The organism is Streptomyces sp. NPDC046887 (genome assembly GCF_040644755.1).
In the GTDB taxonomy this organism is placed as follows: domain Bacteria; phylum Actinomycetota; class Actinomycetes; order Streptomycetales; family Streptomycetaceae; genus Streptomyces; species Streptomyces lichenis.
Map to the genome: position 1 here is coordinate 116,948 of NZ_JBEYXH010000011.1, position 18,377 is coordinate 135,324.

An 18,377-nucleotide genomic window follows, 5' to 3' on the forward strand; every position below is an offset into this window, starting at 1 on the left:
TAGCGTCTGTCGCCGAGGAGGCATCCCATGTCAGGACCCCGCCCCGTCCGGGCCCCGCGCGGTACGGAACTGACCACCCTCGGCTGGCAGCAGGAGGCCGCGCTGCGGATGCTCCAGAACAACCTGGACCCGGAGGTCGCCGAGCACCCCGACAAGCTGGTGGTCTACGGCGGCACCGGCAAGGCGGCCCGGGACTGGCGCTCCTTCGACGCCATGGTCCGCACCCTGCGCACCCTCAAGCAGGACGAGACCATGCTGGTCCAGTCCGGCCGCCCGGTCGGCGTGATGCAGACCCATGAGTGGGCGCCGCGGGTGCTGATCGCCAACTCCAACCTGGTCGGCGACTGGGCGAACTGGGAGGAGTTCCGCCGCCTGGAGCAGCTCGGTCTGACCATGTACGGGCAGATGACCGCCGGGTCCTGGATCTACATCGGCACCCAGGGCATCCTCCAGGGCACCTATGAGACCTTCGCCGCCGTGGCCGCGAAGAAGTTCGGGGGAACGCTCGCCGGGACCATCACGCTGACCGCCGGGCTCGGCGGCATGGGCGGCGCCCAGCCGCTGGCCGTCACCATGAACGACGGCGTCGCCCTCTGTATCGACTGCGACCCGCGCGCCATCGAGCGCCGGATCCAGCACCGCTACCTCGATGTGAAGGCCGACTCGCTGGAGCACGCCCTCACCCTGGCCACCGAGGCCCGCGACGCCCGCCGCCCGCTCTCCATCGGCGTCCTCGGCAACGCCGCCGAGCTGGTTCCGCAGCTGCTCGCCATGGGCGCGCCCATCGACATCGTCACCGACCAGACCTCCGCCCACGACCCGCTCGCCTACCTCCCGCTCGGCGTCGACTTCGACGACATGGCCTCCTACGCCGCCGACAAGCCGGCCGACTTCACCCAGCGGGCCCGGGAGTCGATGGCCCGCCATGTGGAGGCCATGGTCGGCTTCCAGGACGCCGGGGCCGAGGTCTTCGACTACGGCAACTCCATCCGGGGCGAGGCCAAGCTCGCCGGGTACGAGCGGGCCTTCGACTTCCCCGGCTTCGTCCCCGCCTACATCCGGCCGCTGTTCTGCGAGGGCAAGGGCCCCTTCCGCTGGGCCGCGCTCTCCGGCGACCCCAAGGACATCGCCGCCACCGACAAGGCGATGCTCGACCTCTTCCCGGAGAACGAGTCGCTGCGCCGCTGGATCACCCTGGCCGGTGAGCGGGTCCACTTCCAGGGCCTGCCCGCCCGGATCTGCTGGCTCGGTTACGGCGAGCGCGACCGGGCCGGTGAGCGGTTCAACGACATGGTCGCCTCCGGTGAGCTCCAGGCCCCGCTGGCCATCGGCCGGGACCACCTCGACTGCGGCTCCGTCGCCTCCCCGTACCGGGAGACCGAGGCCATGCTCGACGGCTCCGACGCCATCGCCGACTGGCCGCTGCTCAACGCCATGGTCAACGTCGCCTCCGGTGCCTCCTGGGTCTCCCTGCACCACGGCGGCGGCGTCGGCATGGGCCGCTCCATCCACGCCGGTCAGGTCACCGTCGCCGACGGCACCCCGCTGGCCGGGGAGAAGATCCGCCGGGTGCTCACCAACGACCCCGGGATGGGCGTCATCCGGCACGTGGACGCCGGATACGACATCGCCGAGGACGTGGCCGCCGAGCGCGGCGTCCGCGTCCCGATGCGGGAGAGCGACGCCGAAGCCGGGCAGCAGGGCGCGGCCTCATGAGCGGCGGACCGGACGGTGGGCGCCCGCGGGTGAGCGGCGCCGACAGCTTCTCCCGGATGTGGGCCGAGCTGGCCCCCATCGGCCGCCACCCGGGCACCGGCGGCTACCGCCGCTACGCCTGGACCGGGGCCGACGCCGACTGCCGGACCTGGTTCCAGGAGCAGGCCGAGGCGCGCGGGCTGACCTACGAGACCGACCGCAACGGCAACCAGTGGGCCTGGCTCGGCGACCCCCTCGGTTCGGACGCCGTGGTCACCGGCTCCCATCTGGATTCCGTCCCGGACGGCGGCGCCTTCGACGGTCCGCTGGGTGTGGTGTCCTCCTTCGCCGCGCTGGACGAACTCCGGCACCGGGGGGTGCGGTTCAGCCGGCCGCTGGCCATCACCAACTTCGGTGACGAGGAGGGCGCCCGCTTCGGGCTGGCCTGCGTCGGCTCCCGGCTGGCCGCCGGGCAGCTCACCCGCGAGGCCGCGCACAAGCTGCGCGACGGCGACGGGGTGAGCCTGCCCCAGGCCATGGAGAACGCCGGATACGACCCGGACGCCATCGGCCCCGACCCCGAACGGCTCGCCCGTATCGGCGCGTTCGTGGAGCTCCATGTCGAGCAGGGGCGCGCCCTGGACCTCACCGGCCACCCGGTGGGCCTGGCCTCCGCCATCTGGCCGCACGGCCGCTGGCGGTACGACTTCGCCGGTGAGGGCAACCACGCGGGCACCACCCGGCTGGTCGACCGGCGCGACCCGATGCTGCCGTACGCCGAGACCGTGCTGGCCGCCCGGCGGGAGGCCGAACTCGCCGGTGCCGTCGCCACCTTCGGCAAGGTCGCCGTGGAACCGGGCGGCGTCAACGCCATCCCCTCCCTGGTGCGCGGCTGGCTGGACTCCCGCGCCGCCGACCAGTCCGCTCTGGACACCGTGGTCGCCGCCGTGGAGGCCGCCGCCCGGGAGGCCGCCGACCGCCAGGGCGTGGACCTCACCGTGGTCCGCGAGTCCTTCACCCCGGTGGTGGAGTTCGGCCATGCGCTCCGCGACGAGCTGGCGAAGCTCCTCGGCGGGGAGCTGCCCGTCCTCGGCACCGGCGCCGGACACGACGCGGGCATCCTGTCCGCCTCCGTGCCCACTGCCATGCTGTTCGTGCGCAACCCCACCGGGGTCTCGCACTCCCCGGCCGAGCACGCCGGCGAGGACGACTGCCAGGCCGGGGTGCGCGCGCTGGCCGACGTACTGGAAGGACTGGCCTGCCGGTGACCACCACCTACTGGGCGGAGCACGCCTGGCTCGACCCCGTGGTCGAACCGGGCGTCGCCCTCGATGTGAGCGGCGGGCGGATCACCGCCGTCCGCACCGGCACCCCCACCCCGCCGCCCGGCGCCGTGGTGCTGCGCGGGCTGGCCATCCCGGGCCTGGCCAACGCCCACAGCCACGCCTTCCACCGGGCGCTGCGCTCCACCGTCCAGGTCGGCAGCGGCACCTTCTGGACCTGGCGCGAGGTGATGTACCAGGTCGCCGCCCAGCTCACCCCGGACACCTACTTCACCCTGGCCCGCGCCGTCTACACCGAGATGGCGCTGGCGGGGATCACGAGCGTGGGGGAGTTCCACTATCTCCACCACGCGCCCGGCGGCCGCCCCTACGCCGACCCCAACGCCATGGGCGAGGCACTGATCGCCGCCGCCGGCGAGGCCGGGATCCGGATCACCCTGCTCGACACCGCCTATCTCTCGGCCGGCTTCGGCGAACGCCCCACCACCCACCAGCTCCGCTTCTCCGACGGCACCGCCGACGCCTGGGCCGAGCGCGCCGAGGGGCTGAAGGACCGTGAAGGCGTCCGGATCGGCGCGGCGATCCACTCGGTGCGGGCCGTGCCCGCCGAGCAGCTCGCCACCGTCGCCGAGTGGGCCGCCCGGCGGCAGGCCCCGCTGCATGTCCACCTCTCCGAGCAGACCGGCGAGAACGAGGCCTGCCAGGCCGCCCACGGCCGCACCCCCACCCGGCTGCTCGCCGACCACGGGGTGCTCGGCCCGCGCACCACCGGCGTCCACAACACCCACCTCACCGACGAGGACATCCGGCTCATCGGCTCCTCGTCCACCGGCACCTGTATGTGCCCCACCACCGAACGCGACCTCGCCGACGGCATCGGCCCCGCCACCGCCCTCCAGCGGGCGGGCTCCCCGCTCTCCCTGGGCAGCGACAGCCACGCCGTGATTGACATCCTGGAGGAGGCCCGGGCGATGGAGCTGGACGAACGGCTGCGCACCCGCACCCGCGGCCACTGGACCGCCGCCGCGCTGCTGCGCGCCGCCACCACCGACGGCCACGCCGCGCTCGGCTGGCCCGAGGCAGGCCGGCTGGAGCCCGGGGCGCTGGCGGACTTCGCCGTGATCGCCCTGGACACCGTCAGGACAGCGGGACCGCCACCGCGGCTGGCAGCGGAGACGGCGGTATTCGCCGGGTCCGCGGCGGATGTGCGCCATACCGTCGTGGCCGGCCGCCAGGTCGTACGGGACGGGGTGCACCAGCAGGTGCCGGACGCGGCCCGGGCCCTGTCGGACGCCATCGCCGCCCTGCACTGACACCCCCCGCACCGAGGCCCGAGGAGACCTTCCGCACCATGAGCAGCACCGGCCCCGAGACCACGAACAGCGCCCCGGCGACCTCCGCCCCCGCCACGGCGAACAGCGCCGTCGCGGCCAGCGCCACCGTGATCACCAACATCGCCAACCTGGTCACCAACGACCCCTCCCTGGGTGACTTCTCCCCCCTCGGCCTGATCCAGGACGCGGCCGTCGTCATCGACGGCGACCGCATCGCCTGGGTCGGTGAATCAAGCAAAGCACCCGCCACTGACAACCGGGTCGACGTCGCCGGACGGGCCGTCATCCCCGGCTTTGTGGACTCCCATTCGCATCTGGTCTTCGCCGGGGACCGCACCGCGGAGTTCTCCGCCCGGATGTCCGGGCAGCCCTACGCCGCAGGCGGCATCCGCACCACCGTCGCCGCCACCCGCGCCGCCACCGACGAGGCCCTGGAGGCCAACGTCGTCCGCTATCTGCGCGAGGCCCTGCACCAGGGCACCACCGTCTTCGAGACCAAGTCCGGCTACGGGCTGACCGTCGAGGACGAGGCCCGCGCCCTGCGGATCGCCGCCCGCCATACCGACGAGACCACCTTCCTCGGCGCCCATGTCGTCTCGCCCGACTACGCCGACGACCCGGCCGGCTATGTCGAGCTGGTCACCGGCCCGATGCTGGACGCCTGCGCCCCGTACGCCCGCTGGATCGACGTCTTCTGCGAGCGGGGCGCCTTCGACGGCGACCAGGCCCGCGCCATCCTCACCGCCGGCCGGGCCCGCGGCCTGCACCCCCGGGTGCACGCCAACCAGCTCTCCTACGGGCCCGGGGTGCAGCTCGCCGTCGAACTGGACGCGGCCTCCGCCGACCACTGCACCCATCTCACCGACGCCGACGTGGACGCTCTCGCCCACTCGCGGACGGTGGCCACCCTGCTGCCCGGCGCCGAGTTCTCCACCCGCGCCGAGTGGCCGGACGCCCGCCGCCTGGTGGACGCCGGCGTCACCGTCGCGCTGTCCACCGACTGCAACCCGGGCTCCTCCTTCACCTCCGCCATGCCCTTCTGCGTCGCGCTCGCCGTGCGCGACATGGGCATGACCCCCGACGAGGCCCTCTGGTCCGCCACCGCCGGCGGCGCCCGCGCGCTGCGCCGCACCGACGTCGGCCACCTCGCCCCCGGCGCCCGCGCCGACCTCGCCCTGCTGGACGCCCCCTCCCCCGTCCACCTGGCCTACCGCCCCGGCGTCCCCCTGGTCAGCGCCGTCTGGCAGCGTGGCGAGCGGGTGCGCTAGCCCTCCCGGGCGTACGCACAACCGCCGATCGGCCCGCCTCCCGTACACGTACACGGGGGGCGGGCCGATCGGCGGAGACGTCTGTCACACCTCTGAAGGACTACTCCTCCAGGGTCAGGCCCTTACGGAGCTTGCCCAGGGTGCGCGAGAGCAGCCGGGAGACGTGCATCTGGGAGATGTTCAGCTCCTCGCCGATCTCGGACTGGGTCAGCCCGGTGGTGAAGCGCAGCGAGAGGATCATGCGGTCCCGGGCCGGCAGCGCGGCGATCAGCGGCTTGAGGGACTCGATGTACTCGATGCCCTCCAGACCGTGGTCCTCGTAGCCGAGGCGGTCCGCCAGCGCGCCCTCGGAGTCGTCCTCGTCGGGCTGCGCGTCCAGCGAGCTCGCGGTGTACGCGTTGCTGGCGGCCATGCCCTCGACGACCTCGTCCCGGGTCAGCCCGAGCCGCTCGGCCAGCTCCGCCACGGTCGGCGAGCGGTCCAGCTGCTGGGCCAGCTCGTCCCCGGCCTTGGCCAGGTCGAGCCGGAGCTCCTGGAGCCGCCGCGGCACCCGCACCGACCAGGAGGTGTCACGGAAGAACCGCTTGATCTCCCCGACGATGGTCGGCATCGCGAAAGTCGGGAACTCGACTCCCCGGCTCAGCTCGAAGCGGTCGATGGCCTTGATGAGGCCGATGGTGCCGACCTGGACGATGTCCTCCATCGGCTCGCTGCGGGAGCGGAAGCGGGAGGCGGCGAACTTGACGAGCGCGAGGTTCAGCTCGACCAGGGTGTTGCGTACGTACGCGTGCTCGTACGTGCCCTCCTCCAGCGCGTCCAGCCGCGCGAAGAGGGTCTTGGAGAGCGCCCTCGCGTCCAGGGGGTCGACCTGGTCGTACGGCGGGATCTCGGGGAGATCCGAGGCGTGGTCCGCGCCGTCCTCGTAAGCCTCGGCCTGCTCGGGCACGACCGGGTCGGAGTCGATCGGATGGTGGGGGGATGTTGCCGACGGCGCGTTCGGGGTACGCGTTTCGTCGAGCCGGGGTGACATGGTCTCCTCCATGGTTCTCGGCATAAGGCCGCCGATGCCTAAAGACGTACTGCGGTGAGCGGCGCCTCCGAAGCCGGCCGTGTTGGTTGTGTCCTTACTAGCCCTACCGGTTCCGGGTGGATCGTCGCAAGTGTGAAATGTCCAGTATGCGTGCTATGTGGCTAACCCCCTGACTACCGGCGGGGGGTTGGTAGGGCGTAATGTTCTACCGACCCATCGGCATCGGCGAAGAGGGACGGGCATGGACCGCGGGACGGTCGGCAGCGCAAATCAGGGCCGGCTCAAGGTCGGGGTCCGCACGGAGGGCCGCAGCGAGGTGGTGACCCCGGCGGGTGAGCTCGACCACCACACCGCAGAACTGCTGCGTGAGCCTCTGGACGCCGCCGTGGAGCGGGGGCGCACCCGCCTGGTGATCGACTGCTCGCAGCTGGCGTTCTGCGACTCCACCGGGCTGAACGTGCTGCTCGCGGCCCGGCTGAAGGCCGAGGCGGCCGGTGGCGGGGTCCACCTCGCGGGGATGCAGCCCGTGGTGGCCCGGGTGTTCGAGATCACCGGAGCGGACGCGGTCTTCACCGTGCACGACTCGCTGGCCGCCGCGCTCGACGGCTGACCCTGGCGGTCCGCCGCGGTCGAAAAGGGGTGTCGTCCGGACGCGTCCGGGCAGAAGACCCCAACGGGAACCCCTGCGGAGGATACGCGGAGGATCCGTACTGTCTGTGACGAAGTACACGATGTAGACGAAGTAATGGCCCGACTTGGTGAATCGGTGAGGTGAAGCGCTGATGGGCACCACCCAGCAGCATCCGCCGAGCGGGATCGGCCCCGGGCCGGAGGGCTCCGCCCTTCCCGCTGCCTCCGCCGCTCCCACGGCGCCGGAGGGGACGTCCGAGATGGCAGGCGCCGCGGAGGCCGGGTCGCCGGCGGGAGAACGGCGGCTCCGGCGGCTTTCCCTGGGCAGTGCCAGTGGCATCGTGCCGCTGGCCCGTGACTTCACCCGTCAGGCGCTCTACGACTGGGGCTGGCTGCCCGCCGAGAGCGCCGACCGCCGGGCCGCCGCCGAGGACGTGCTGCTGGTCGTCTCCGAGCTGGTCACCAACGCGTGTCTGCACGCCGAGGGCCCCGAGGAGCTGCGGGTGTCGCTGGACGCCAAGGTGCTCCGCCTGGAGGTCGAGGACCGCGGCTCCGGCCAGCCCGAGCCCCGCACCCCGCACCGCGCCGGCCGCCCCGGCGGACACGGCATGTTCATCGTCCAGCGGCTCTGCCTGGACTGGGGCGTCGCCCGCGACCCCGGCGCCGCCGGCAAGACCGTCTGGGCCGAGCTCGCCGCCCCGGCCTAACCCGCGCGACACCCCTTCGCGCGCCCCGGCGCAGCCCGCGCCGCTCCCCCTTGGGCGCCCCGGCGTAACCCGCGGCGCTCCCCCTTCGTACGCCCCGGCGCCTCCGGCGCGCGCCCCCGACCGGTCGCGCCCGTGGTCGGCCGGCCGCACCGCCGTTCGGCGCCCGGCGCCCGCTCCCGCACGCCGCAGCCAGTCGTGCGGCGCCCCCGCCTCGTACGGCACCCCTCCTGCACGGCACACCGACCCCGTACGCCGCAGCAATTCCGTACGCCCGCGGGTAGGCCTGTGGCTCCTGCGTGGCCCGCGCGTCCTGGGAGACCCGCCGCTTTCCGTGAGCCCGCAGCCCTTCGGACCCCCGGCCACCGACGTTCCGCCCAACCGGGCGTGAGCGGGGCGCACCGCGCTGTCTATGATTGTCCGCACACCGCCTGACCAGCGGTAAAGCACATCAGCACGTCTACGGGGGCTCGCTGCGGCATGGGCCGCGCATCACTCCGCACGAGCGCCCAAGGTGATCGATGCGGTGCGTGTCCCCCGTACTCTCGGGAGGAACCACCGCATGCATATGCTGCCCACGCGCACAAAGAAGAGCCTGTCCCTGGTGGCCTCGGCCACCGCCCTCGGAGTCGGGCTCGCCGTGTCCCTGCCGGCCTCGGCGTCCGCCTCCTCCTCCTCGTACCAGGTCTCCTGCTGGGCCTCAGCCGAGCTCGTCGGCCTCGGCACGGCGGAGGCGACCTCCAACTGCGCGCCGGTCGGCGGGCCGCCGATGCCGCAGCTCAAGCGGGTCAGCAAGCACCGGGCGGTGATCAAGTGCTCCATGATCCGCGGTACGGGCGCCAGCACCCATGACATCCCGGTGACCCTCAACGGGCCGTGGAAGACGCCGGGGCAGAAGTCCAAGATCAAGTGCCCGATCCGGTCCAGCCTGGCCGGCTACTGGCAGCAGACCAAGAAGTAGCGCGGCCGCGAGCCGAACGGCCGCGTACGGCGGACGGGCCGGTACGAGGAGCAGTCCTCGTACCGGCCCGTTCGTTCGTCCGACGGTGTGCGCGGCGGCTACTTCACGTCACCCATCAGGGCGCGGATCTTCTTGCCGGCCACCATGAAGGCGACTCCGGCCGCCGCGGCGATGATCGCCAGCATCGTGTAGTAGACGGCGTCGCCCAGGGGGGCGTTCAACTTGGTCACCCAGCCGTTGAGGGCGTTGCCCGTCGCGGTGGCGAGGAACCACAGGCCCATGATCTGGCCGACGAACAGCTTCGGTGCCAGCTTGGTGGAGACCGACAGGCCCACCGGGGACAGGCACATCTCACCGATGGTCTGCACCAGGTAGACACCGAGCAGCCAGAAGACCGTGACCTTGCCGGTCGAGCTGTTGGCGGCCGCGGCGCCGGCCAGGCCCATGAGGGCGAACGAGCCGCCGATCAGCAGCATCGCCAGAGCGAACTTCATCGGAGTGCTGGGCTCGCGATTGCGCTTGGCGAGCATGACCCAGAGTGCGGCGAAGATCGGCGCCAGGACGATCACCATGGCCGGGTTCACCGACTGGTACCAGGAGGCCGGGAACTCCCAGCCGAGGATCATCCGGTCGGTCTTCTGGTCCGCGAAGAGCGTCAGCAGCGAACCGGACTGGTCGTAGATCAGCCAGAACAGCACGGCGGTGGAGAAGAACCACGCGAAAGCCTTGATCTTCGGCCGGTCCTCGCTCGCCAGCTCCGGGCTCCGGAACATCGTCACGAAGTAGAGGATCGGCACCACGATGCCGAGCACGGCGAGCAGGTTCACGATGTGGTCGATGTGGTACGTGCCGAGCACGACGTCCGCCAGCAGTGCGACGACCGCCAGCCCGGTCCAGAGCGCCACCTTGCGCAGCATCGAGCGCTTCTCCTCGGGCGAGGCCGGCTTGGCCGGCTCCTTGCCCACATCGCCCAGGTGGCGTGCGCCGAGCACGTACTGGATGACGGCGAAGGTCATGCCGACACCGGCGACGCCGAAGCCGAGGTGCCAGTTGACGCTCTCGCCCAGGTAGCCCACGACCAGCGGGGCGACCATGCCGCCGATGTTGATGGCCATGTAGAAGAGGGTGAAGCCGGCGTCTCGGCGGGCGCTGGGCTGGCCCTCGTACAGACCGCCGACCATGGCGGAGATGTTGGGCTTGAGCAGACCGGTGCCGACTGCGATCAGCAGCAGCCCCACGAAGAAGGTGGCATCGCTCGGCAGGGCCAGTGTGAAGTGGCCCAGGGCGATCACGATGCCGCCGACGAGCACCGACTTGCGGGCGCCCCACAGCCGGTCGGCCACCCAGCCGCCCGGCATCGCGGCCATGTAGACGACCGCGTTGTACACGCCGTAGATGGAGGCGGCCAGAGCCTCCCGCTCCTCCAGCGGACCGTCGAGCACGGCCGCCGTCAGGTAGAGGGTGAGGATGGCGCGCATCCCGTACCAGGAGAAGCGCTCCCACATCTCCGTCATGAACAGCGTGGCCATACCCCGGGGGTGGCCGAAGAAGGTCTTCTCGCCGGCGGTACCGGCCGAGCCCTTCGTCAGGCTGGACGCCATGTCGATCCTTGTTCGCTCGGGACGCGTCCGCGCTTCGTGAGCCGGTGCGCGCCCGGTGGGGGGTGGCCGGCACCGGAGCGGCCGTGCCCCGTCCCGACACCTCCCGCGTCCGGGACCACCCGGGCAGGGGCGCGCCCCCGCGCGGAGGCGGAGGCGGGAGAGGAGCGCGGCCGCACCGGGATCCACACCCCGGGTGCTGTCGCGCACCCGGAGCCCGGCCGGTAGGTCGTTTCACCCACAGGCTGGCACGGCCCGCCCGGGGTGGATAGGGGCCGTTGGCGGCTCAATCCGGCCAAAGGTCCCTGAGTGGTACATCGATCGTCTCGACACCATACGACACGACAGTGCGCCATATGGAAGGACTTGAGAGATGGATCACAGGTTTGAGGGGAACCATAGTCGATCATTCGAAGGTGTTACGCAGAATGGCCGCCCATGTTCACAGGGTGCTCACGGAGTGGGAAAGAGGCGTGATGATCATGCGCCGATGCCGGGGCGGCCGTCCCGCCGCGCCGACTACCATCACCCCATGACCCGTGTACTGCTCGCCGAGGACGACGCATCCATCTCGGAACCGCTGGCCCGCGCCCTGCGGCGGGAGGGATACGAGGTCGAGGTGCGCGAGAGCGGGCCGAGCGCGCTGGAGACCGGCCTCCAGGGCGGTGTGGACCTGGTCGTGCTCGACCTCGGGCTGCCCGGCATGGATGGCCTGGAGGTCGCCCGCCGGCTCCGCTCCGACGGGCTGACCGTGCCGATCCTGGTGCTCACCGCCCGCGCCGACGAGGTGGACACCGTGGTCGGGCTGGACGCCGGCGCCGACGACTACGTCACCAAGCCGTTCCGCCTCGCCGAACTGCTCGCCCGGGTCCGGGCCTTGCTGCGGCGCGGCGCCGGCGAACCGGCTCCCGCGCCCGCCCCGCACGGGGTGCGGATCGACGTGGAGTCGCACCGGGCCTGGATGGGCGAGGAGGAACTCCAGCTCACCGCCAAGGAGTTCGACCTGCTGCGGGTCCTGGTCCGGGACGCCGGCCGGGTCGTCACCCGCGACCAGCTGATGCGCGAGGTGTGGGACACCACCTGGTGGTCCTCCACCAAGACCCTGGACATGCACATCTCCTGGCTGCGCAAGAAGCTCGGCGACGACGCCGCCAACCCCCGCTACATCGCCACCGTGCGCGGCGTCGGCTTCCGCTTCGAGAAGAACTGACCCTCCCCGGGCCAAGGATCAGCAACAAGCAAGGCAGGGGCCGTGCGCCGCCGACTCATCACCTCCACCCTCGCCGTCGTCCTCGTCGTCATCGCGGTCTTCGGCCTCTCCCTCGTCCTCGTGGAGACCCGCACCATCAGCGCCAGCGCCCAGGAGAGCGTGGACACCGAGGCGGTCCGGCTGGTCAGCATCGTGGACAGCCGGCTGATCGGCGGCGAGCCGGTCAATCCGGACATCATCGCCCGGCAGAGCGGCGCCCGCCGGTACGCCTCGATCGAGATCACCGGCCGCCCCTCCATCGAGATCGGCTCCCGCCCGGGCGGCAGCGTCATCCGGGGCGAGGCGCACGGCGGGCGCGGCGACCGCCAGGTCACCGTCACCGTCGAGGAGTCCCGCTCCTCCATCACCCGCGAGGTGGGCCGCTCGCTGCTGATCATCGGCGCGGTCGCGCTGCTCGCCGTGGTGGCGGCCATCCTGCTCGCGGTACGCCAGGCCAACCGGCTCGGCTCCCCGCTCACCGACCTCGCCGAGACCGCCGAACGCCTCGGCTCCGGCGACCCGCGCCCCCGCCACAAGCGGTACGGGGTGCCCGAGCTGGACCGGGTCGCGGACGTACTGGACGCCTCCGCCGAGCGGATCGCCCGGATGCTCACCGCCGAGCGCCGGCTCGCCGCGGACGCCTCCCACCAGCTGCGCACCCCGCTGACCGCGCTCTCCATGCGGCTGGAGGAGATCTCCGACACCGGCGACCTGGACACCGTCCGGGAGGAGGCGCACGCCGCGCTCACCCAGGTGGAGCGGCTGACCGACGTGGTGGAGCGGCTGCTGACCAACTCCCGCGACCCCCGCACCGGCTCGGCGGTCGCCTTCGACCTGGACGAGGTCGTCAAGCAGCAGACCGAGGAGTGGCGGCCCGCCTACCGCAGCGCCGGCCGGGCCGTGGTCTCCTCCGGCAAGAGCGGCATCCGGGCGGTCGGCACCCCCGGGGCGGTCGCCCAGGTGCTGGCCGCGCTGATCGAGAACTCGCTGATGCACGGCGGCGGCACCGTGGCCCTGCGCACCCGGGTCACCGGCAACCAGGTGGTGGTGGAGGTCGCCGACGAGGGCCAGGGCGTGCCGCCCGACCTCGGCGCGCGGATCTTCGAGCGGGCGATCAGCGGCCGCAACTCCACCGGCATCGGGCTCGCCGTCGCCCGGGACCTCGCCGAGGCCGACGGCGGGCGGCTGGAGCTGCTCCAGCCGAAGCCGGCGGTGTTCGCGCTCTTCCTCAGCCGCGAGGTCGGCGGCCAGGACCGGGCGCCGGCCGAGCCCCGCGAGGAGCCTCCGCCGACGGTCCGCTGAGCACCACCCCGGAAGAACGGGACGGCTACCGGCGCCGGGGCGCGGCGGCCGTCTCCTGCCGATCCCGGTCCCGGTCCCGGTCCCGCTCCCGGCTCGGCTCGCTCTCCATGGCCTCGGCCCGCTCCAGGATCGCCTCCGCGGTCTGCACGGCCTCGTCGTCCGGGTCCGGGGGCAGCGCGCGGAAGACCCAGGTCCGGTAGGACCAGAAGCGGAAGAGCGTGGCCACCGCGATGCCGGAGAACTTGAAGACGTTGGACTGCAGCGGGGTGTCCCAACCGAAGCCGTACGTCGCCGCGTACAGCACCCCGTTCTCGATCACCAGCCCGGCCAGGCTGAAGAGAAGGAAGAGGGTGAGTTCTCGAGTGCGGCCGGACTTGTCGCGGTCCCGGTACGCGAAGTAGCGGAAGCCCACGTAGTTGCAGACGATGGCGATGACCGTGGCGAGGATGCTGGCGCGGACCACCGGCAGCTCGGTGGTGTGGCGGACCAGGTTGAAGACCGCCATGTTCACCAGCAGCCCGACCCCGCCGACGAGACCGAACTTCGCGATCTCGCGGACGAGCCGGTCCAGCCGCACCCGGAGGGCGCCCCGTTCACTCATGGTGATCTCTCGGTCCTGTCGTCCGGTGTGGTCCGTGGTCCATCTGGTCCAGCTGGTCCACCTGGTCGGTCGGGCGGCCCCCCGGCCCGCACGCGCACCCGTACGCGCCGCGCGTACTGCGCACGGGCCATGCTAACCATCGGCCGAACGGGGCGCCCGGGGGGAGCGGGACCGGCCCAGGAACGGCCCGTGGACCCGGCCGGGCCGGGGCCTGTCCGAGCGGCCGGATACCCTGGAAGGGTGACGTTCCCGGTAGTCGGCATGGTCGGCGGCGGCCAGCTCGCCCGTATGACCCACGAGGCGGGCATCCCCCTCGGCATCAGATTCAAGATCCTCAGTGACACTCCGCAGGATTCCGCGGCCCAGGTCGTCGGCGATGTCGTCGTCGGCGACTACCGCGACCTGGACACGCTCCGTGAGTTCGCCCGCGGCTGCGATGTGATCACCTTCGACCACGAGCATGTGCCCACCGAGCACCTGCGGGCCCTGGAAGCGGACGGCATCCCCGTCCGCCCGGGGCCCGACGCCCTGGTGCACGCCCAGGACAAGGGCGTGATGCGGGCCAAGCTCACCGAGATCGGCGTGCCCTGCCCGCGCCACCGCATCGTGACCGACCCCGCCGATGTGGCCGCCTTCGCGGCCGAGGGCGGCGGCGAGGGGGATGGCTTCCCGGTCATCCTGAAGACGGTGCGCGGCGGGTACGACGGCAAGGGCGTGTGGTTCGTCCGCTCCGAGGCGGAGGCCCGCGACCCGTTCCTGGCGGGCGTCCCGGTGCTCGCCGAGGAGATGGTCGACTTCACCCGCGAGCTGGCGGCGAACGTCGTCCGCTCCCCGCACGGCCAGGCCGTGGCGTACCCGGTGGTGGAGTCCCGGCAGGTGGACGGCGTCTGCGACACGGTGATCGCGCCCGCCCCCGAGCTCTCCGAGGAGCTGTCCGGCGCCGCCCAGGAGCTGGCCCTGCGGATCGCCCGCGAGCTGGGCGTGACCGGGCACCTGGCGGTCGAGCTGTTCGAGACCCGGGACGGCCGGATCCTCGTCAACGAGCTGGCCATGCGCCCGCACAACTCGGGCCACTGGACCCAGGACGGCGCGGTCACCTCGCAGTTCGCCAACCATGTGCGGGCCGTGCTGGACCTGCCGCTCGGCGACCCGCGCCCGCGCGCCCCCTGGACGGTCATGGTCAACGTCCTCGGCGGCGACTACCCGGACATGTACCAGGGTTATCTGCACTGCATGGCCCGCGACCCCCGGCTGACGATCCACATGTACGGCAAGGACGTGAAGCCCGGCCGCAAGGTGGGCCATGTCAACACCTACGGCGACGATCTCGGCGAGGTGCTGGAGCGCGCCCGCCATGCCGCCGGCTATCTGCGAGGAACGATCGTTGAGTAACCCACTGGTCGGCATCGTGATGGGCTCGGACTCCGACTGGCCCGTGATGGAGGCCGCCGCGCAGGCGCTGGACGAGTTCGAGGTCCCGTACGAGGTGGACGTGGTCTCCGCGCACCGGATGCCGCGCGAGATGGTCTCCTACGGGGAGCAGGCGGCCGGTCGCGGGCTGAAGGCGATCGTGGCGGGCGCCGGCGGGGCCGCGCACCTGCCCGGGATGCTCGCCTCGGTCACCCCGCTCCCGGTCATCGGCGTCCCCGTACCGCTGAAGTACCTGGACGGCATGGACTCGCTGCTCTCCATCGTGCAGATGCCGGCCGGGGTGCCGGTGGCCACCGTCTCGGTCGGCGGCGCCCGCAACGCGGGGCTGCTGGCCGCCCGTATCCTCGCCACCGCCGACCCCGAGCTGCGCTCCCGTATGGAGGACTTCCAGCGCGAGCTGAACGAGCAGGCCACGGAGAAGGGCAAGCGGCTGCGGGCGAAGGTCGAGGGCTCCACGTCGTTCGGCTTCGCCCGGTGAGCCCCGTGTCCGAGTCGCCGGGCGCCTCGCCCGAGCCGTCGGCCGAGGCGCGGGGATCACTCGCCGAGGCCCGTGCCCTCCTCGCCGACTTCCCGGTGGTCGACGGCCACAACGACCTGCCCTGGGCGCTGCGTGAGCACGCCGGCTACGACCTCGACCGGCTGGACGTGGCCGCCGACCAGACCGGCCGGCTGCACACCGATCTGCCGCGGCTGCGCTCCGGTGGGGTCGGCGCCCAGTTCTGGTCCGTCTACGTCCGCAGCGACATGGCCGGGGACGACGCGGTCAGCGCCACCCTGGAGCAGATCGACTGCGTGGACCGGCTGCTGGCCCGCCACCCGGCCGAGCTGGCCCCGGCGCTCACCGCCGACGACATGGAGGCCGCCCGCGCGGCCGGGCGGATCGCCTCCCTCAAGGGGGCCGAGGGCGGCCACTCCATCAACAACTCCCTCGCCACCCTCCGCGCCCTGCACACCCTGGGCGTCCGCTATATGACGCTCACCCACAACGACAACATCCCGTGGGCCGACTCGGCGACCGACGAGCCGGGCGTGGGCGGGCTCTCCGCCTTCGGCCGCGAGGTGGTACGGGAGATGAACCGGCTCGGGATGCTGGTGGACCTCTCCCATGTGGCGGCCACCACCATGCGGGACGCCCTGGACACCTCCGAGGCGCCGGTGATCTTCTCGCACTCCTCGGCCCGGGCGGTCTGCGACCACCCCCGCAACATCCCCGACGACGTGCTGGAGCGGCTGCCCTCCAACGGCGGCGTCGCCATGGCCACCTTCGTGCCCAAGTTCGTCCTCCCGGCGGCCGTGGAGTGGACCCAGCGCGCCGACGAGAACATGCGCGCCCACGGTCTGCACCACCTGGACACCAGCGCCAGGGCGATGGCCGTGCACGCGGCCTTCGAGGCGGCCAACCCCCGCCCCACCGCCACCGCGGCCACCGTCGCGGACCATCTGGACCATATGCGCGAGGCGGCCGGCATCGCGCATATCGGCATCGGCGGCGACTTTGACGGCACCGCGTTCACCCCGTCCGACCTGGCGGATGTGGCCGGCTACCCGAACCTCATCGCCGAACTGCTCGACCGCCGCTGGTCGCATACCGATATCGCCATGCTCACCTGGCAGAACGCGGTCCGCGTACTCCGCGACGCCGAGTCCGTCGCCCGCGCCGCGACCCGCCCCCCGTCCACCGCCACCCTCGCCGCCCTGGACGGCTGACCGCTCCCAGGCCCTCCGCCCCCGGCCGTACGCGGCGGTGTCCCCCATTCGGCGGACACCGCCGCGCCGTCGCATCCGCTCCATGCCACCGTGGTGGGCAGGGCGTGTCGTCCGGAGCGCGCTGCCCCCCCGCTCGCCCGGACGGCCCGCCCGCACCGTCTCGTGTCCCGGAGCGGAGCCATGGCAGACCTTCAGCACCTCCCGTACGCGGATTCCGCCGCCTTCGGAGAGCCCGACGACCCGCCTCCCGCCCAGGCACCCACCCCCGCCGCGTTCGACCTGGAGCGCGCCCGCGTGCTGCTGGCCGCGCAGCTGGTGGTGGACGGCCACAACACCCTGGGCCAGCAGCTGGACCACACCCACTGGCAGGACCTGATGTACGGGTCCGTCCTGCTGGACACCGACATCCCGCGCATCCAGGCCGGCGGGGTCGGCGCCCAGTTCTGGTCCCTGCACACCGGCCCGGACGCCACCGGTGACAGCGCGGTCAGCGCCACCCTGGACCGGATCGACGCCGTCACCACCCTGATCGCCTCCTGTCCGGAGGCGCTGCGTCTGGTCACCGGCGCCGACGAGATGGCCGAGGCCCGCGACAGCGGCCGGATCGCCTCGCTCCTCGGCCCGGTCGCCGGGGCCGCGCTCGCCGACTCGCTGGGCACCCTGCGCGCGTACCACGCCCTCGGCGTCCGCAGTGCCACCGTGGCCGGGGCCCACTGGACGGCCACCGGGCTGACGCCGTTCGGCGAGTCCGTCATCCGCGAGATGAACCGCCTCGGCGTGCTGGTCGACCTCTCCGGCGCCGCCGAGGAGACCATGGACCGCGTCCTGGCCGTCACCAGCGCCCCGGTGATCCTCTCCCGCTCCGCCGCGCGGATCCTCACCGACCACCCCGCCAACGTCTCCGACGACATCCTGCGCCGGCTGCGCGCCAACCGGGGCGTCTGCATGGTCAGTTTCGCCCCCGACCAGGTGTGCCACGACGACCAGCCGGCCTCCCTCTGGGACGTCGCCGACCATGTCGAGCACGTCCGCGCGCTGGCCGGCCCCGAGTCCGTCGGCCTGGCCGGCTCCTACGGCACCGCCGTCGACGCCCCGCACACCATCGGCCTGGAGGACGCCTCCTGCTACCCCAACCTCATCGCGGAGCTGCTGCACCGCGACTGGTCGGAAGCCGATATCACGGCACTGACCTGGGGGAACGCGGCGAGGGTGGTACGGGAGGCCAAGGCGCCGTAACCCACCGGCGTACGCAGAGGGCCGCACCCCCCGGATCCCTCCGGGAGGTGCGGCCCTCGGACCTTGCCGGGTCCTCTACCCGCCGGCGGCCTCCCTCAGCGCACGGGCGATGGCCCGGTCACTGTCCAGGGCGCTCATCCGGACCGGGTCGCGCTCGTCGTCCAGGACGACGGCGCGGACCACCGTGCCCACGGCCGCCTCCTGGTCACCGTCCGGCCAGTTGGGGTCCTTGGCGTTGTCAATCAGACCCGCGGTGCCGTTCGGGAGCACCACGTCCAGCCCCCAGGGGCGTACGGCGAGGACGCGGATGTCGTACTCCTGGTGGAGTGTCGAGGGCATGTCTCTCAG

The 18,377-nt window shown here is 72.6% G+C and carries 17 protein-coding genes; 13 read left to right on the forward strand and 4 right to left on the reverse strand.

What is annotated here, in order from left to right; all coding sequences use genetic code 11:
* Positions 1 to 27: 27 nt before the first annotated feature.
* The 4 genes from hutU to hutI are packed head-to-tail and all read left to right on the forward strand — an operon-like array spanning position 28 to position 5,580.
* A complete protein-coding gene (hutU, locus tag ABZ945_RS13790) occupies positions 28 to 1,716 on the forward strand; it encodes a urocanate hydratase (protein WP_361267958.1) in 1,689 nt (562 codons plus the stop codon).
* A complete protein-coding gene (locus ABZ945_RS13795; RefSeq protein ID WP_361267960.1) occupies positions 1,713 to 2,963 on the forward strand; it encodes an allantoate amidohydrolase in 1,251 nt (416 codons plus the stop codon). The genes hutU and ABZ945_RS13795 overlap by 4 nt, the downstream gene beginning before the upstream one ends.
* Positions 2,954 to 4,291: a formimidoylglutamate deiminase gene (locus ABZ945_RS13800; RefSeq protein ID WP_361268148.1), complete on the forward strand. Its 1,338-nt coding sequence runs from the start codon at positions 2,954 to 2,956 to the stop codon at positions 4,289 to 4,291. Before ABZ945_RS13795 ends, ABZ945_RS13800 begins: the two co-directional genes overlap by 10 nt.
* Before the next feature lie 38 nt (positions 4,292 to 4,329).
* Positions 4,330 to 5,580, forward strand: coding sequence for an imidazolonepropionase (gene hutI / locus ABZ945_RS13805; protein WP_361267962.1), 1,251 nt, complete (start codon positions 4,330 to 4,332; stop codon positions 5,578 to 5,580).
* Between the two features lie 100 nt (positions 5,581 to 5,680).
* Here hutI and ABZ945_RS13810 read toward each other — a convergent pair whose 3' ends face one another.
* The gene (locus ABZ945_RS13810; RefSeq protein ID WP_361267964.1) at positions 5,681 to 6,622 is read right to left on the reverse strand and encodes an RNA polymerase sigma factor SigF; all 942 of its coding nucleotides are present in this window, start codon (positions 6,620 to 6,622) and stop codon (positions 5,681 to 5,683) included.
* A 229-nt stretch (positions 6,623 to 6,851) separates the two neighbouring features.
* Between ABZ945_RS13810 and ABZ945_RS13815 the strand changes: the two genes are divergently transcribed.
* From ABZ945_RS13815 to ABZ945_RS13825, 3 genes are all read left to right on the forward strand, one after another.
* The gene (locus tag ABZ945_RS13815; protein ID WP_248636555.1) at positions 6,852 to 7,220 is read left to right on the forward strand and encodes an STAS domain-containing protein; all 369 of its coding nucleotides are present in this window, start codon (positions 6,852 to 6,854) and stop codon (positions 7,218 to 7,220) included.
* Between the two features lie 172 nt (positions 7,221 to 7,392).
* Positions 7,393 to 7,947 carry an ATP-binding protein gene (locus ABZ945_RS13820; protein ID WP_361267966.1) on the forward strand — a complete coding sequence of 185 codons (555 nt, stop codon included), beginning with the start codon at positions 7,393 to 7,395 and terminating at the stop codon, positions 7,945 to 7,947.
* 559 nt (positions 7,948 to 8,506) lie between these two features.
* Entirely contained in the window at positions 8,507 to 8,905 is a 399-nt protein-coding gene (locus tag ABZ945_RS13825; RefSeq protein ID WP_361267968.1) for a hypothetical protein, read from the forward strand.
* Positions 8,906 to 9,003: 98 nt separating this feature from the next.
* Here the strand turns inward: ABZ945_RS13825 and ABZ945_RS13830 are convergent, their stop codons facing one another.
* The gene (locus tag ABZ945_RS13830) at positions 9,004 to 10,506 is read right to left on the reverse strand and encodes a peptide MFS transporter (protein WP_361267970.1); all 1,503 of its coding nucleotides are present in this window, start codon (positions 10,504 to 10,506) and stop codon (positions 9,004 to 9,006) included.
* Positions 10,507 to 11,035: 529 nt separating this feature from the next.
* Between ABZ945_RS13830 and ABZ945_RS13835 the strand changes: the two genes are divergently transcribed.
* Positions 11,036 to 11,713 carry a response regulator transcription factor gene (locus ABZ945_RS13835; RefSeq protein WP_361267972.1) on the forward strand — a complete coding sequence of 226 codons (678 nt, stop codon included), beginning with the start codon at positions 11,036 to 11,038 and terminating at the stop codon, positions 11,711 to 11,713.
* A gap of 42 nt (positions 11,714 to 11,755) precedes the next feature.
* Positions 11,756 to 13,054: an ATP-binding protein gene (locus ABZ945_RS13840; protein ID WP_361267975.1), complete on the forward strand. Its 1,299-nt coding sequence runs from the start codon at positions 11,756 to 11,758 to the stop codon at positions 13,052 to 13,054.
* Between the two features lie 25 nt (positions 13,055 to 13,079).
* Here the strand turns inward: ABZ945_RS13840 and ABZ945_RS13845 are convergent, their stop codons facing one another.
* Complete coding sequence (locus ABZ945_RS13845; RefSeq protein ID WP_361267978.1) at positions 13,080 to 13,655, reverse strand: GtrA family protein; 576 nt, start codon at positions 13,653 to 13,655, stop codon at positions 13,080 to 13,082.
* Between the two features lie 189 nt (positions 13,656 to 13,844).
* Between ABZ945_RS13845 and ABZ945_RS13850 the strand changes: the two genes are divergently transcribed.
* The 4 genes from ABZ945_RS13850 (at position 13,845) to ABZ945_RS13865 (ending at position 18,029) form a co-directional block, all read left to right on the forward strand.
* Positions 13,845 to 15,047: a 5-(carboxyamino)imidazole ribonucleotide synthase gene (locus tag ABZ945_RS13850; protein ID WP_361267981.1), complete on the forward strand. Its 1,203-nt coding sequence runs from the start codon at positions 13,845 to 13,847 to the stop codon at positions 15,045 to 15,047.
* Positions 15,048 to 15,066: 19 nt separating this feature from the next.
* A complete protein-coding gene (purE, locus tag ABZ945_RS13855) occupies positions 15,067 to 15,564 on the forward strand; it encodes a 5-(carboxyamino)imidazole ribonucleotide mutase (RefSeq protein WP_361268149.1) in 498 nt (165 codons plus the stop codon).
* A gap of 5 nt (positions 15,565 to 15,569) precedes the next feature.
* Complete coding sequence (locus tag ABZ945_RS13860) at positions 15,570 to 16,793, forward strand: dipeptidase (RefSeq protein ID WP_361268152.1); 1,224 nt, start codon at positions 15,570 to 15,572, stop codon at positions 16,791 to 16,793.
* A gap of 180 nt (positions 16,794 to 16,973) precedes the next feature.
* A complete protein-coding gene (locus ABZ945_RS13865) occupies positions 16,974 to 18,029 on the forward strand; it encodes a dipeptidase (protein ID WP_361267984.1) in 1,056 nt (351 codons plus the stop codon).
* Between the two features lie 75 nt (positions 18,030 to 18,104).
* Here ABZ945_RS13865 and ABZ945_RS13870 read toward each other — a convergent pair whose 3' ends face one another.
* The gene (locus ABZ945_RS13870) at positions 18,105 to 18,368 is read right to left on the reverse strand and encodes a hypothetical protein (protein ID WP_361267986.1); all 264 of its coding nucleotides are present in this window, start codon (positions 18,366 to 18,368) and stop codon (positions 18,105 to 18,107) included.
* Between the last annotated feature and the right edge of the window lie 9 nt (positions 18,369 to 18,377).